This window comes from Sphingomonas sp. P3_C5 (assembly GCF_056402635.1).
The window spans coordinates 94,849-109,894 of the sequence record NZ_JBFUHA010000009.1 but is presented as its reverse complement, the minus strand read 5'-3'; the positions used below and the strand labels follow the sequence as shown (position 1 = coordinate 109,894).

Here is a 15,046-nt window from a genome sequence, read left to right as displayed (position 1 = left end):
CTGTCAGTTGCGCGACGGGAAGATGCCGAACAACGCGATCACGAACATGATGACGAGATAAGGCTGCTGGTTGGCATGCGGCTGCGAGCCGCCGCTCGGGAGGATCGCGTTCGCCTCCATCGCAACCGCCGGAGTCGCGGCATCGGCATAGGCCATGCCTGGCGCCGAAAGGCCCAGCAACGCGTTGCTCGCCGGCACCCCGACGTTCTGCGCCGCGTTCGCCGGAGTCAGGGTGGCGCTGTTGAGCGCGTGATTGTGAGATGGCAACTGCGCGTCAGTCAGCGTGACGCTCGCCGCGCCGCCGACTTCGCCCAAGTCATAGGTGCTGAGCCCAACTCCGGACCCAAAATGCATCGGCGCATTGGCCTGCATGTTGGGCAGCGCGAAGGTCGTCTGGCCGTTGCCGCCATATGTGGTTCCGAGGATCGAGAACAAAGCGGTATTCTGGCTGATAGACATAATCTGCCCGTCGCACGCCGCATAATTGGTCGGCGCGAAATTGAATCCGACGGTCTTGATCTCGCCAATGAAAGGTTGGGTCATGATCGAAAATCTCCGGAGACTAGTTGCGGCTGGGGAATATGCCTTCGACGGCAATGATGAACGTGACGCACAAAAAGGGCATTCGGTTTTCATGCGGCTGGTTGCCGCCGTCCAGACCGACGCTGGTCGCCGCCATCGGAACGACGTTCATCGTGCTCGTTCCCGGCACGACATAGAAGGTCGCGGGTGGGGGCGGGGACGGATTCACTGGCGCGGCAGGCAACGCCTTGTTCGAAGGGCCCGGCAGATTCCCCGTGTCCGATGTCGCGTTGAGTATGTGGTTATGTATCGGCATCTGGGTGCTCAGCAGCGTGACCGATTCGCTGCCGCTCATTTCGCCGATGACGCGCGGGGTGAGACCCGGGCCATTCCCCTGATTCATCGGCAGCCGGCCCTGCATATTGGGCAGCGCAAAGGTCTGTACTCCGTCGCCGCCATAGGTGGTGCCCAGCAGCGAGAACAGCGCGGTGTTCTGGGCGATCGACATGATCTGCCCATTGCACATGGCGTAGCCTCGGGGCGCGAAATTGCCACCGAACATCTTGATTTCACCGAGATAAGGTTCAGTCATGTCATTCTCCCTGGCATGCGGCCGAGGTTGTCATTGTCAGTTGCGCGACGGGTAGATGCCTGTGAGCGCAATAGAATAATTTATGGCCAGGTAGGGCTGCATGTTGTTATGCGGCTGGCTTCCGCCTGCGACGCCGATCGCGTTCGGCGCAAGCGGCACCAGGACATGGCCTCGCGCGTAGAAATCCGCATTTGGCGAATTATCCGTCGCCAAGGTGTTGCCGGTGGCCGGCCGCTTGTTTGCCGCGGCGGACGTCCCATAGAGCACATGGGCGTGCGCAGGCATTTCGGTGGTTAGAAGCGTCACCGTCTCCGAGCCGGCCACGGTGCCGACGGGATTGTTGCTGTCCCGGTGGACCGGGGCGCGCCCTCGCAGATCGGGAAGCGCGAAGGTCGTCTGGCCGTTGCCGCCATATTGCGTACCAAGCAGCGAGAACAGAGCGGTATTCTGGGCGATGGGCAATATCTGCCCCGAGCAGGTTGCCCAACCACGCGGCGCGAAATTAAACCCGAATGCCTTGATTTCGCCTAGGTAAAAATCTGTCATGGCAGCCCCTCACACTATCATGGGGGGGGCCGTCGCGAACATCCGCCCCCCCGCGTCTTCTCTGCAAATGTACGCATCCGCCAGACAGACACAATAGCAAAGTTTTGGAAAACTCGCCGGCATAGTCAGTACCGCACCTCGGTGAATCAAGAGCCTACAGCCATCGGAGGCAGCAACGACGCGGCGAATATTTGCAACCGATCCGGTTCTTCTTAGGTCATTGAGCGGGCCCTGTGCCGCTCCCCTGAATAGGTTTCCCCGATTGCCACAGACACGCATGTTGCACGATCGGCGGCCCTCTGGCATAAACCACTTCGCTATTAGCTGGGCGCACCGTGCCACGTTGGGAAGAGTTAATCATGCCTTTGAACAAGTCGAGCGATACGGTTGCCGGGTCCGCACTAGATATTTCGGTGATCGCTGGCGCGCGCAAACCATGGTCGACGCCGCGGGTGATCGTTTCCGAATCACGGTCGACTGAGGCGCACGTCAACGCCGCCACCGACGGTGTTACGCCGACTTACGGACCCTACGGGTCCTGAGATCGCCGTCGGTTTAAAGGGGCGCCCGGAATCCCGGGCGATTCGGCGCTTGGGCGATATTAGAGATTGTTGCGCTCAAACCAGGCGATGAAGCGCGCCAGCGCGATTACCCTGGTGGCGACGTAAAGCCGCCGATGATCCGCCATGCGTGATTCATCCGCGCCCGCGACCATCTTTCCCAGCCTGTCGAAGTCCATATAGCGGGACAGCCGGCCGTCGCGGTCGAGCGCGCGCGCTTCGGCAAGCGCGGCGGATGCGCTCCCATTCGCCATCCGGAAGAGATCCGGCTCCTCGGCATCGTTGCCCGGCCCGCGCGCTAAAAGACGCGCTGGCAGAATATCCGCCAAGACATGACGGGCGAGGTACCGTTCCAGCCCCTCCTTGAACTGCAGCGATTCGGGAATGGCGAGGCCAAGCTCGACAACCCTTTTATCATGAAACGGGCGCGATAGGTCCAGGCCGTGTGCGGCCGCGAGCGTCGCCTGGTCGGGCGGCTGCGCCACGATTTTGCACAACAAATGCAGCCAGCGCTCGCGCCAGCGATTATGGACCGGCATGGGCTGGCGCAGCCGCGATGCGTCGATCACACCACGATCGAACAAAGACCGGGCGAACGCGTCGTTCACCGGTCGGGTCTGCCAGATCGGCTTTCTTCCACGCCGCAGGGACTCGACCGCGGCGAGCGCCCGAAGCGGTGCGACCGCCGGGACGACTTCATATCGCAACAACTGCAAGGCAGTACGCCCCGTCGTCCGCATCCTCGCCCGGAATTCGCGCACGAACCGCCGGAAATGGCCGCGACGCAGGATCCGCCCCAGCATCGCGCGCGCGTTGACGTTGACGGTGTAATCACCGCCATGCCCGTCCAGCACCAGGCGGGCGCGGGATTCCGCCGCGATCCTGTACAGGCCGCGCCGGACATAGGCAGTGCCGGCGCTATCGTCAGTCGCAGCGAACGACGCCTCAATGTCGCTGAAAATACCCTCTTCGCCGCGCACATAATAATGCAGGTCGATGAAAGGATAATGGCGAAATGCCTCGGCGGCGGCGCGGGCATCCTTGACCGCGCGCTGCTCGCCCTCCGCCAGAACCGAGGAGACGGCGACGATCCGGCGGCCCTGCGCCGCCACGATCGGGCCAGCTAGCGCGGCGATGCTGCCGCTGTCGAATCCGCCGCTGAAGAGCAAGGCCGGCGCCCGAATCAACCGCCGCACCCGGCACGCGACCGCCTCTTCGATCACCCGGCGATAGGCGTCGAGATAATAGGATTCGTCATGCCCGGCATGCTCGGCACCAGCGCCCGGCGTCCAATAGGATTGCAGGCTCAGCGCGCCCGCGTCGTCCAACTGCAAGAGCGTACCGCCCGGAAGCAGGGCGATCGATTCGTAGAGCGTTGTCCCCAGCGGAGGATCGATCGGGAAGAGCAGGCGCCTACCGATTCCAACTTCGGAGAGTTGGCGCGGTACGCCTTCGACGGCCCAGAGCGCCTTGATCTCGCTCGCAAAGGCAAAAAAAGAGCCATTGTGGTGATAATAAACACCGCGCTGGCCCATGGGATCGCGTCCGAGCAGCAAGCTGCGCGCCCGCGCGTCCCAGATTGCAAAGGCGAAATCGCCGAGCAAATGGTCCGCGCAGGCCGCGCCCCAATGCCGGTACGCGGCCAGCAGCACCGCGCTGTCGGGCAGGTCGCAAAGGGCGGATTCAGTGATACCGATCGCCGCCGCCAGCGCTTCGCGATTGTCGAGCCGCAGGTCCGCGACGAGAGTCAGGTCGCCATCCTGTATCGGCTGCGCTTCGAGAAAATCCTCGGTGTTCACCCGGAGCAGGCAATGGCCCATCGCCATGTTGCCCTCGACCACGGTCCGCCGCCCGTCCGGACCACGATGTGCCAGAATATTGCCCATGCGCTCGATCTCGCGCGGCGGGACAGGCGTGCGGTCGAACCGCACGATCCCGAAGATCGCGCTCATCCGTCCGCAGCCAGGCGCAAGGCCTCGAGGCGGCGATGGTTTCCGTCGAGATGGGCCGCGGCAAGGGCGCGAATATTAGCGTCCGCCGCCTGCTGCTTTGCTTCGTCGTCGCGGACGAAGGAACGGGCCGGCGCCTTGGCATCGCGCCCCGCCGCCTCAAGCATGGCGGTGCGTACCCGGGCGTCCGGCTCGATGCCGAAATGCGGCAGGATCGATTCCTCCACCGCCCCCGGAAGGTCCGCATAGTTGATCAGCAACCCACCGCCCAGGCTGATATGGTCGAGCACCGCCTCGCCAATCCGCCCCAGCGCGCGGGCGCCAAATTCATCAATCGGCATCTCCATCGCATTCGCAATGCCATAGGGATCGTACGGCAGCGCGCCGGGCACGGTCTGGATTCCGGCCATGCGCGTATGCGAAACCAGGATCTCGACGGGCTCACGGTACAGGAACACCCAGGGCGTGTCTGGGAAGGCGAGCCGGAAGATCGGCAGCGCGAGCGTGTGCCAGCTGTCCAGCTTGACGATAAAATGACCGGCCTCCCCGGTGCGGGCACCGCCAAACGCGCCGACGATCGCGCGCAACAGGGCGATGCGCTCGGCCAGCGGCACGTCCCCGTATGATTTAACCAGCTGGACGACGGTATCGATCGGCGACGCCTCGGATACGACGACGTGCCGCGAATCCGATGCGAGCATCTGCGAAACCAGCGTCGACCCGCAGCGCGACAGGTGGAATATGAAGCCATCCGGAACGGGAGTATCCTCACCGACCGTCGCGGCGAGCGTCAGGAGTGGCGTGCGGTACCGGATCAGGCGATTGAGCGGCAACGCGCGCGCCTGATGCAGCGCCTCCTCGAAAAAGGGCGTGGTGAGCGGGCTGCCGGCGAAATGGGCCCAGTCGACCACGAACTCACCTCCTGAGGGCAATATCCCGATCGGTAGCCAATCCTTGCCGGGTATGTTGACGCCGGTGACCGGCGGGTCACCGAACCGTGCGAGGTCAAGCGGGTCCAGCCGAGTCGCCGCCTTCACCATGTCCGCCGTGAGCGGGATCCCGGCAGCGCCGGCGGCATCGATCACTGCCGGGATGAACGCGGCGAGATCGTAAAGCGCGCTCAACCGCATCTGCAGTGCGGGGTCGGCCAGCACATGCGCCCGGAAACGGTCGATCGGCAGCGCTGTGTCAAGAAGGTCCGGGTCTGTCATGAGGGTCGCGAACGACGTCTTTCCAACCGCCCCCGCGGCCGATAGGCTGATCTGGAATCGGGCGGTGCGCCCAGCGGTGGATGATTGCCTAACATGCTCGACATGCCGCAACAATCGCCATTCACCTTCGCCGACCGGGTCCGCCTGCCCTTCTCGTTCGATGCGGATCAGCTGCGTGCCGACCTCGATCGCGTGCTCGGCGGCGAGTGGGTCGATCACCTCGTCCGGCAGAATTACGAGGGCGACTGGGACGTGCTGCCCTTACGCTTCACGGCCGGCGCGACCCACCCCGTGATGCAGATCTACGCCGATCCGACCGCAACCAGTTTCGAGGACGGGCCGCTGCTCGATCGGACGCCCTGTTTTCGGGCGGTGATCGCGCGGTTCGAATGCCCGGTTCAGTCAGTCAGGCTGATGCGGCTAAGCCCGGGATCGGTGATCAAGGAGCATTTCGACCATGACCTCGCCGCCGAATGGGGCGCGGCACGAATTCATATCCCGATCACCACCAACCCTCAGGTCGAGTTCCTGCTCAACCGCCGCCAGATCGTGATGGAGCCGGGCAGCGCCTGGTATCTGCGCCTTTCGGATCCGCACAGCGTGGCCAATCGGGGAACGAGCCATCGGGTTCATCTTGTGATCGATTGCACCGCGAACGACTGGCTGATCGGGCAGCTTCGCGCCGCCGCCGCTAACGATTCAGAACAGCCATTGCGATAAGACGCCGAGCGTAAATGCGCCTGCGATAATGATCGAGAGCCATATCGCCAGCCAGTATTTCCCGGCGGTTGAATCGACATCCGGACCGAGGTCGTCAGACCAGTCGGGCACCTCCTCGCGCCAGTCGAGTTCCTGGACGACCTGCCTCGGCGCCAAAGCCGCCTTGAGCTGTGGGACGGTGATCGGCGTGACGAACTCACAGCCATAGCCAGTGGGTCCGCGCCGGGCGACCACAGCTACGTTGACTCGCGTGCCGGCGATGCCGATCCAGACCGGCTCTTCCAGATCAAGCGCCGCGGTCGTCTCCATGCGGAATCCTGTCAACGACAGATCGTAGATCAACACGTCGATCGGGTCGCCCTCGGACACGCGCAATGTCGCGCCGACCTCCAACGGGTAGCGCGTGGCGCTACGCCGCTCCTCGGGGTCTGAACGATATACGCGTGCGATAAGGGCCATCATCACTTCCGACGCCGGTGCAGGCAGTTGGCTGTCGCGCCATAACGTTACGAAAAGCTTATGGTGCCTGCCGGCTTCTTCCTCTGGCGGGGGTCGAAATTGGCCTGTTTCATCCCGTCGTTCAGGACGCTCCCGTCAGAAAAGGACTTTCACACCAGCGCGCAATGTGCGCGGCTCGACGACGCGACTGAGCCGGCCCTCGGCGGGCGCCGCATCAAAGCTGGGAATATAGGATTGGTACCAATAGGCGATGTCCTTGTCGTGACTGTTGAAGATGTTCAGCATCTCGGCATAGACCTGGAAGGCCCCGAACTTCCGCGCGCCGCGCATATTGATGACATTGCTGCCTTTATCGCGCTGGGAGTTGTCCTCAATCAGCGGATAGGGGCCCAGATGGCGCAGGCGGATGCTGGCCTCCCATGGCCCCTGAATGAAGGAGAAGCCCGCCGAGGCAGCGTTCTCGAAGGCGTTGGGGATATAGTCGCCATTGTCGTAGCGCGCATGGCTCGCGGTATAATTGCCGTCGATCGCAAGCCAGGGAAAAGGGCGCCAAAAGGCGACAAGCTCATAGCCGTGGCGGGTGCTGGCACTGGTCGGCTCGACCGCGTTGGAATCGCCGACGAACTTGAGTTCGCTGCCCAGATCGAGCCACCAATAGGTCGTGGTCAGGCTGAACTTGCCGAACTGGAAGCGCGCGCCCAGCTCCTTGCCGGTGCCGGAGACGAGCACCGGCACCGGCGTGCTCGTCTCCGCGCCCCGCACGTCGTTCGAATGGAAGCCCTTGCCCCAGCTCGCATAGAGCTCGACATGCTCGCCAATCCGATAGGCGGCCTGCACCTTGGGCGACAGGATTGCGTCCGAGCCCGACCCCTGCCCCAGCGCCGCCGCTTCGACATCGAGCGCGCGAACCGAGTAATGATAATAATCGCCGCGCAGGCCGCCGATCAGGCGGAGCCCGTCGAACGGACGCCAGGTCGCCGAGGCATAGAGCGCCGCCGATGCTTCGTTGACTGTGAAGAGGCCCAGTGAATTCACCAGCTGGCGCGCGATCGTATGCTGCACGCCGACCCGGTTGATCGTGTCGTATCGGTTCTCGGTCCCAAGCGTGAGGTAGAGGCTATCCGAAATCTTCCAGTCTTTCTCGCCCGTCAGGCCGTAGACCATGCGTCGATCGATCTGATGGATCTGCGCGCTCGTGCCCGTCGCGTCGAAATATTCCGGGTTCGAATACATATCCCAGTCGTAAAATTGGGCATAGGCGTTGACGCGCCAGCCATTGCTCGAGAGCTTGGCATTGGCGATGAAACGCGTGGTCTCGCCGGTCGCGGTAGGATCGGGCGAGCAGAATTCATCGGGGCAGATCGATGAGCCGATGATGCGCTCGGGGATCTGCTCGGTCGGCTTCCACCTGCCGCGATAGCCGTGCATCGTGAGTTCGAGTTCGCCAAACCCGGTCTGCTTCGCATATTTGAGGAAGCCGGCGTAGTGGCGGAGGCGCTCGGGCTGCTGCCAGGGACCGTCATAGACCCGGTACTCGCCGACGGCGGTCAAGTCGCCGCCTGCGACATTCTTGACGGTGCCGCCCGCCGCGATGCGCCGATGGCCGTAGGAGCCGATCTCGGCCGAGGCCCAGGGCCGATCGAACCGTTCGATCGTCGACATATAGGCGGCGCCGGCCATCGCGAAGTCACCACCATCGGCCCGATAAGGCCCTTTGCGAAAATCCTCCCGAGTGATGATCTCAGGGATGAGCCCGTTCAGGTCGAGATAGCCCTGACCATGCCCGTGGGTGCGGAAGTTCATCTGCACGCCGTCGATATAGGTGGTGAAGTCCGAACCATGGTCGAGGTTGAAGCCGCGAAGGAAATACTGATTGGCCTTGCCGCTGCCCGAATGCTGCGCCGCGACCATGCCGGGGACGGCCTCGAGCAGCTCGGCGGTCCGCAGCAGCGGTCGCACGAGCAGATCCGAACCGCTGATGGTTCCTTCGCTCGCCGCTTGAGCGGTCCCGATTTTCGCTTCGCCACGTCCAAAAACGACGATGTCCTGCTGCTCGGACGAATTTCCAGTGGACGTCTCGTCCGACACAGCAGGCGACCGGTTCTGCGCTTGCGCGGGCACGGCCGTCATCTGCAGCAGCAGGCATGTGGCGATCGTTGCTGAGCCGCGACGGATAGACATTTTCAAGGCTTATCTCGCTGAAAAGGACTGACGGAAGTGCATGGCCCGCGACGTTCACGCGGCTGAGGATTTCGAGGGCCATGCTGCACCGGCCCAACTGGCCCATCTGCGAACCGGAACGCTTGTGCGTAACGGTTCGAACTGACGTTCTGTAACCCCAGTTTCAGTACGACTGTTCGGGCCCTGCCCTATTCCTTTCGCGCCGGCGCGTACCGCGCGTGGCAGACCTCGCAGGCCTCATCCAGCTTGCCCGCTGCATCGAAAAAGGCGTCCTCGTCCTTCTTCGTCGCGGCGGCGGCGACCTGCTGTGCCGCCGCGCGCACCACGGCGACGCCCTTGTACCACTCCGGCTCGTCGACGCGCCGGCCCGGGATCAGCAACTCGTTGGTCATCTCCGCTACGACGAGCCCGGCGTTGCGCGCGTCATTCCATTCCGCATCGTTTTTCGGGAACAGCGAATGCGAGCCCGTCGCATCGGAGATATAGCCCTGGCGCCGGTAAACGTCCTGGGCGGCGTGCTGCATCACGTCAGCCATATAGCGCTTCATCGGCAGGCTGGTGTCATAGGGAGTGCTATCGACGGGCTTGTCCTGGGTCTTCGAGCAGGCCGTGACGAGAAGGAACGCCCCGAAGGCGGCGAGGCCAATGCTCTGCTTGCTCATAGCGGCGCGAACCTGTCGACCGAGCCCTCGACGGTTGCGGTGACCGTGATCGGGACCGGCTTCAGATTGTGCCAGTACCAGCCATGCCGCCCATTGAAGCCCGCCTTCAACGTGCCTTTGGCGCTGGCCTTGGTGCCCTTCTCATAGCTCGAAACATTGTCGCTGCGGCCGTCGTCATGGTCGCCGTGGAACTCATATTCTACCGCTTCGCCATCAGTCGACCATGTGTAGCGCATCTGCGCGCCAGCCTTCATCCATGCCTTGACCTCACGTCCGCCATAGGGACGCAGGACGATACGGACCTGCGTGCCACCGCTGGGCGTGCTGGTGATGCTGTCGCCGGCAGCGCCCAATGTCGATGCTTCGCCCTGGGCCTGTTGCTTCTTCATCTCGCCCATCGGGGTGAGCCCCAGCAGGCGCCCGGCGCCCGTGGGGTCCACGCCATATTCGGCGGGCAGTACCGCGATCACGAGGACAAGTGCCGCGACACCGACGGCGAGGAGTGTCGCGCGGTTGAGCTGGCGCAGGCTCGGCTGCGTACTCGCGGGCGGGGGGTCGGTCTGGAGGGTCATGCGGAGGTTCCCACAAAATAGCCGGTCATCTGCTGGCCGAAGAGGATGAAGCCCGCGCTCATCAGCGCCACATTGGCGGCGAAGGCGTAGCGCGCGAAACCGGTGGTGCGGCGCCAATACCCCATGGCGATCAGGATCGCGGCGAGCGCCAGCAGTTGCCCGGCCTCGACGCCCAGGTTGAACGCGATGAGATTGGGGAGGAGCCCGTCCGACGACATCCCCAGATCCTGGAGCTTGGTCGCCAGCCCGAGCCCATGGAAGAAGCCGAAGACGAGCACGGCCACCCGCGTGTCAGGCCGGAAGCCGAACCAGCGCTGGAAGGCATCGAGATTATCCATTGCCTTATAGACCACCGACAGGCCGATGATCGCGTCGACCAGATAGGGGCTGATGCTGGTTCCGAGCAGGACGCCGAGCAGCAGGGTCGTGCTGTGGCCGATCGCGAACAGGGTCACATAGGCCGCGACCTGGCGGAGCCCGTACAGGAAGAAGATGATCCCGATCAGGAAGAGCAGGTGATCATAGCCGGTCACCATATGCTTGGCGCCGAGGTAGAAGAAGGCGCCGATCCGCACGCCACCTGTCGCCGCGATATAGCCTCGGTCGCCCTGCGCAACATCATGCGCGAACGCCGCGCTGGCGGTGCACATCGCCAGTGCCGCGATCGCGGCCAGCCCTATCCTTGCCCTCGCCATCCCCCCGCCTCGCCCCGCGACGCTGGCGCTGCAAGTAATCGACGGTTCTGTAACGTTACATCTTGGAGGTTTGTCAGTTATTTTCGGCGTGTAGGGGGCGCACGAGCAGGAGCGAGCTGCGGAGATTGAGATTGCCGAGCGTCCGCACCTCGAAAAGCGCCTCGAATGCGTTGCCGCCGCTCTTGGCATCGATCGCGTCCAGCTGTTGCTGGTCAGCGGCGACTTCGGCCATCTGCGCCACGGCGGGATCCCGCGTGCCCGCAATGATCAGGATGCGATTGCCGGAGGGCCCGGGCAGGCTGGCGATATAGCCATAGTCGCGGTGCGGCACCTTGCCGTCCGCCACCACGCCCCAGTCCGATGTGAACCGCCGGCCGCTGGCCTTGTCGACAAGCTCGTCGAAATTGTCGCCGATCTTGAAGCCCGAGGCCCGGAACAGGGGCTCCTGCAGCAAGCCCAGCCCACTCAGAAAGCCGACATAGACGATGTTCGTTCCTTTGAAGGCTTCTGGCCGCACATCGGACATGTTCACGACCTGCGGCTTTACCCCGTTGGGCTTGGTAGCAGCAGTGACAACCGGCAATATGCTGCGCAGCGCAGGCCCGCTGCTGACCGGCAGATAATCGAGGTCCACATCGACATAGCGGCCGACCTTGTCCGGGTTGAGCATGAGATAGGCGTCGAGATCGGCCCGCGAATTGATCGAGAATTCGCGGACGAGGCGCGACACAACGATGCCGTCGGGCGCCTCGCCGAAGATATAATAATCGCCCAGGACGACCATAGTCGGCCGTTTGCTTTCGGCGATCGGCTTCCACAGGTTGGTCTGCGTCGGACCGGCGTCCGCCGATTGGCGGCTGGTATAGTAGATCCAGCCAACCGCGTTGATCAGCACAAGAGCCAGAACGACCAGCCAGACAGGATTGATACGCCGCGACGCCACTGCGCCGGCAATCTCCGGAGGCTCCGGGATCTCCGCCGTCTCCGGCGTCGCGAGAACCAGCCGGTATTCGCCGAGGGGAAGCGATATCCTATCGCCATTGCCCGGAGCGCGGGCGTAATGCTCGCCCAGTTTGCGGCGGAGGCGATGGATATAGACGCGGACCGAGGCATCCAGCATCACATCGAAATCGGAGGTCTTGTCGAAAACCTCCTGCGCGACTTCGATCTCCTTCGGCGCACGCCCGGCGAGCGAGCGCTCGAGCAGGAAATCGAACAGCCGGATCAGGGGCTCGGACCGGCCGAGGCTGCCGCTCTCGCGCACCCGCGCGGCTTCAGCAGCCAATCGCTCCCGATAGTCGGCGTCCTGGGCTGTCATGTATCGTTGCTATCAGTCCTGATGGGTCGGGCAAGCGTTAAACATGGCATCCTTCCCCCACCCGTTGGTCTCGATACGCGGTAACGCGAGCCGGAACATGTACGTTACCGTACCGTGCTGGACGCGCCAATCGCGATTGGCCACGCGCCTTTACCAATGACTGGTTTTCGGAAGCTTGCCACCGCCATCACGTCGCGTCCGCTATTGTGGGTGCTGCCGCTACTGGTGCTCGCGGCCGCTTTGCTGAGCCTCGGCCTGTGGCGGGCGCGGGGGCAATCCAACGTGCTGCGCGCCGACCCAGAAGCCATTCTCGCCAGCCCCGAGCTTCGCCGTGTCGCGCTGGCCCGGGGGAAGACGGTCTATGAAAGCCATTGCGCATCTTGCCACGGCGCGACCGGCAAGGGGGACGAGACGCTGGGCTCGCCCGATCTTACCGACGCCGACCATCTATACGGCAACGGGACGGTGGCGCAGATCGAGGATATTGCGCGCTACGGCATCCGCGCCGGCAACAAGCATGGCTGGAACCTCGCGGTGATGCCGGCCTATGCGAGCAGGGTACCGGACGCGGCCGAGCCCCTGCCGCCCCAGACCCCCGCGCAGATCGACGACCTCACTCAGTTCCTCCTCAGCTTTACCGGGCGCGCCACCGACGATGCCGCCGCGAAACGCGGGCACGGCGCCTATGACAAGGCGGGCTGCTGGGATTGCCATGGCCGTGACCTCGGGGGTGATCCCGGCGTTGGCGCCCCGATGCTGACAGATAACATCTGGCTCTATGGCGGCCGGCCCGATGACATCCGCCGGTCGCTCAGCCGCGGTCGGGCGGGGATGAGCCCCGCCTTCGCCAGGACCCTCACCCCAGCCCAATTGCGCAATGTCGCCGTCTATGTCGCCTCGCTGGCACAAACCCGACAGGACAAAAAATGACCGGGCAAACCTCTTCTCCGGCTGCGTCCGCGGATACGATCTGGGATATGCACAAGCCTGTCGGCCGCCGCTCGATGCTGCTAGCCGCCGCGGGAGCAATCATCGGCCTCGCGCTCGCTGGATACGGCCTCTTCACGGCGCAAGGCACGCGCACCGCCACGGTCCCGGCGGAGGATGCGGCGCTGGTCAACACTGTGCCTATCCTCCGCGCTGACCTGATCGCCCAGATCAGCGCGCTCTATGACGTGCCCCTCGCTCGGGCGACGCGGGCACAGAAACAGAAGGTGCTCGAGGACATGATCCGCGAGGAGCTGTACGTCCAGCGCGGCGTCGAGATGGGCCTGACCAACGACGATATCGATGTCCGGCAAGCGCTGTCGCAAGCGACCGAGGCACAGGTCGCGCAGGATGCGATGACGTCCAAACCTTCCGAGGACGAGCTCGGCCGCTGGTATGCCGCCCATCGGCAGCAATATGCGAGCCAGGGCATGATGACCTTGCACGAATGGCTTTTGCCCCCCGGTGCGGATGCGGCGCGGATCGTGGTGGCCCTGCGCAACGGCGCGTCGGCCGCCTCGCTGGGCCTCAAGACGACGGGCCGGGTGGATGACGGTGAGGAATTCTACTTCGCGGCTGAGGAACATCTCGGCAAGGCCATCTTCGCCATCGCGCGCGCGCTTGGCGATGGCGCAGTCTCCGAGCCCATTCCCGCACCGGACGGCGTTCACATCGTCCAGATGATCCAGAACAAGCGGCCGGTCCCCACGCCCTATGCCGAGGCGCGAGATCAGGTGCTGCGCGACTTCCTGGCCGACAAGGTCGCACGGCTGCAGGAAGGCAATAAGCGCTTCCTGAGGAAGCGCGCCGACATCAAGATCGCCTCGGACCTGCAATGAGCGCGCGCTTGATCGGGCGGCTACTTCTGGCGTTGGCGACGGCATATCTGTGGCTGGTCGCACCGGCGAGCGCGCACACCAGATCCGAATCCCATTCGACCTGGCTCGTCGACGGCAGCCTGGTGCACCTGACCTTTTCGGTCTCCGACCTCGAGGCGCGCCGGCTGACGCCCGATAGCCGCCCGCCCAATGCTCCGCAGCTGATCGCCTATCTGACGCCCAGAGTCGGCGCCACCGCGGAGAACAAACCCTGTCCGCTCGCCGGCAAACCGCGCCCGGTCGCCGCCGCCACCGGCTATCGTCGCGTCGAGTTCCTCTACAACTGTCCCTCATCGGAAGGGATCGCGCTGCACGACGGCGCCTTTTTCGAGCTGGTCTCGACTCATGTGAACCTGGCGCAGATCCAGACCGCCAAGGGGGATTTCGCGGAGGAGGTGCTCACCGCCGATTCCCAGAGCATCGACATGAGCGAAGCGCAGGGCGGCGAGATCGAAGGCGCCGGCCTGCTCACCTTCATGAAGATGGGCATTATGCACATCTTCACCGGCGTGGATCATATGAGCTTCCTGCTCGGGCTGGTGCTGATTTCGCGCCGGTTCAAGGACCTGATCTTCGTCATCACCGGCTTCACGCTTGGGCACAGCCTCACCCTGGCGCTTGCCGTCACCGGTATCATCCGGCCGCATGCCGAGTTCATCGACGCGCTGGTGGCGCTCACGATCGCGCTGATCGGCGTTGAGAACCTGGCCGTGCAGACCAATCGACCCGGGCTGTTCGCCCTGTGGACGGCCGGCGCGCTGTTCGCGATGGCGGGCCTCAGACTGCTCGGCATCGGCCTGCTGCCCTTCACCCTGTTGCTGGGCGCCGGGCTGTTCGCCTCCAACTATCTGCTGGTCGCCGGCCATGTCCGCAACGCCGGGCGACTGCGCCTCGTCATCACCCTGGTCTTCGGCCTGATCCACGGCTTCGGTTTCGCCGCCGACCTGCTCAATGAAGCAATCCCGCCGGCCAAGCTTGCCGAGCTGCTCGTCGGCTTCAACCTCGGCGTGGAAGTCGGCCAGCTTACGGTCGTGACCGCGCTCGTCGGCGTGGTGCTGGCTCTCAGGCGCTTCAAACTCACGCTGCCCAGACCGATCGTGGTCGAACTGTGCGCCTCGGGGCTCGTGCTGATCGGCACCTATTGGTTCGTCAGCCGCAGCTTCGTCTGAGGCGACGAAATTCCCTGTTATTTGC

The 15,046-nt window shown here is 64.0% G+C and carries 15 protein-coding genes; 4 read left to right on the top strand and 11 right to left on the bottom strand.

What is annotated here, in order from left to right; genetic code table 11:
* Positions 1–3: 3 nt before the first annotated feature.
* From AC1DVS_RS20480 to AC1DVS_RS20460, 5 genes are all read right to left on the bottom strand, one after another.
* Positions 4–543, bottom strand: coding sequence for a phage tail protein (locus AC1DVS_RS20480; protein ID WP_478025886.1), 540 nt, complete (start codon positions 541–543; stop codon positions 4–6).
* A 19-nt stretch (positions 544–562) separates the two neighbouring features.
* Positions 563–1,114: a phage tail protein gene (locus tag AC1DVS_RS20475; RefSeq protein ID WP_478025885.1), complete on the bottom strand. Its 552-nt coding sequence runs from the start codon at positions 1,112–1,114 to the stop codon at positions 563–565.
* 36 nt (positions 1,115–1,150) lie between these two features.
* Positions 1,151–1,660, bottom strand: a complete 510-nt coding sequence (locus AC1DVS_RS20470; RefSeq protein WP_478025883.1) for a phage tail protein — start codon at positions 1,658–1,660, stop codon at positions 1,151–1,153.
* A 601-nt stretch (positions 1,661–2,261) separates the two neighbouring features.
* Positions 2,262–4,172, bottom strand: coding sequence for an asparagine synthase-related protein (locus tag AC1DVS_RS20465; protein ID WP_478025882.1), 1,911 nt, complete (start codon positions 4,170–4,172; stop codon positions 2,262–2,264).
* A complete protein-coding gene (locus AC1DVS_RS20460; RefSeq protein ID WP_478025880.1) occupies positions 4,169–5,380 on the bottom strand; it encodes a hypothetical protein in 1,212 nt (403 codons plus the stop codon). The genes AC1DVS_RS20465 and AC1DVS_RS20460 overlap by 4 nt, the downstream gene beginning before the upstream one ends.
* 102 nt (positions 5,381–5,482) lie before the next feature.
* Here AC1DVS_RS20460 and AC1DVS_RS20455 point away from each other — a divergent pair, with 102 nt between their 5' ends.
* Complete coding sequence (locus AC1DVS_RS20455) at positions 5,483–6,100, top strand: aspartyl/asparaginyl beta-hydroxylase domain-containing protein (protein ID WP_478025878.1); 618 nt, start codon at positions 5,483–5,485, stop codon at positions 6,098–6,100.
* Here AC1DVS_RS20455 and AC1DVS_RS20450 read toward each other — a convergent pair.
* The 6 genes from AC1DVS_RS20450 to AC1DVS_RS20425 all read right to left on the bottom strand — a co-directional run bounded on the left by AC1DVS_RS20450 (position 6,080) and on the right by AC1DVS_RS20425 (position 11,987).
* Positions 6,080–6,559, bottom strand: coding sequence for a PilZ domain-containing protein (locus AC1DVS_RS20450; RefSeq protein ID WP_478025876.1), 480 nt, complete (start codon positions 6,557–6,559; stop codon positions 6,080–6,082). The genes AC1DVS_RS20455 and AC1DVS_RS20450 overlap by 21 nt on opposite strands.
* A gap of 135 nt (positions 6,560–6,694) precedes the next feature.
* Entirely contained in the window at positions 6,695–8,740 is a 2,046-nt protein-coding gene (locus tag AC1DVS_RS20445; protein WP_478025875.1) for a TonB-dependent receptor, read from the bottom strand.
* Between the two features lie 188 nt (positions 8,741–8,928).
* Entirely contained in the window at positions 8,929–9,402 is a 474-nt protein-coding gene (locus AC1DVS_RS20440; RefSeq protein ID WP_478025874.1) for a hypothetical protein, read from the bottom strand.
* Positions 9,399–9,974 carry a hypothetical protein gene (locus AC1DVS_RS20435; protein ID WP_478025872.1) on the bottom strand — a complete coding sequence of 192 codons (576 nt, stop codon included), beginning with the start codon at positions 9,972–9,974 and terminating at the stop codon, positions 9,399–9,401. Before AC1DVS_RS20435 ends, AC1DVS_RS20440 begins: the two co-directional genes overlap by 4 nt.
* Positions 9,971–10,669, bottom strand: a complete 699-nt coding sequence (locus tag AC1DVS_RS20430; protein WP_478025871.1) for a HupE/UreJ family protein — start codon at positions 10,667–10,669, stop codon at positions 9,971–9,973. Before AC1DVS_RS20430 ends, AC1DVS_RS20435 begins: the two co-directional genes overlap by 4 nt.
* Before the next feature lie 73 nt (positions 10,670–10,742).
* Positions 10,743–11,987 carry a helix-turn-helix domain-containing protein gene (locus tag AC1DVS_RS20425; protein ID WP_478025869.1) on the bottom strand — a complete coding sequence of 415 codons (1,245 nt, stop codon included), beginning with the start codon at positions 11,985–11,987 and terminating at the stop codon, positions 10,743–10,745.
* A 156-nt stretch (positions 11,988–12,143) separates the two neighbouring features.
* Between AC1DVS_RS20425 and AC1DVS_RS20420 the strand changes: the two genes are divergently transcribed.
* From AC1DVS_RS20420 to AC1DVS_RS20410, 3 genes are read left to right on the top strand one after another with little or no spacing between them, the layout of a single operon-like run.
* Positions 12,144–12,917 carry a c-type cytochrome gene (locus AC1DVS_RS20420; protein WP_478025868.1) on the top strand — a complete coding sequence of 258 codons (774 nt, stop codon included), beginning with the start codon at positions 12,144–12,146 and terminating at the stop codon, positions 12,915–12,917.
* Positions 12,914–13,813, top strand: coding sequence for a peptidylprolyl isomerase (locus AC1DVS_RS20415; RefSeq protein ID WP_478025866.1), 900 nt, complete (start codon positions 12,914–12,916; stop codon positions 13,811–13,813). Before AC1DVS_RS20420 ends, AC1DVS_RS20415 begins: the two co-directional genes overlap by 4 nt.
* Positions 13,810–15,021 carry a HupE/UreJ family protein gene (locus AC1DVS_RS20410; RefSeq protein ID WP_478025864.1) on the top strand — a complete coding sequence of 404 codons (1,212 nt, stop codon included), beginning with the start codon at positions 13,810–13,812 and terminating at the stop codon, positions 15,019–15,021. Before AC1DVS_RS20415 ends, AC1DVS_RS20410 begins: the two co-directional genes overlap by 4 nt.
* Positions 15,022–15,046 lie beyond the last annotated feature (25 nt).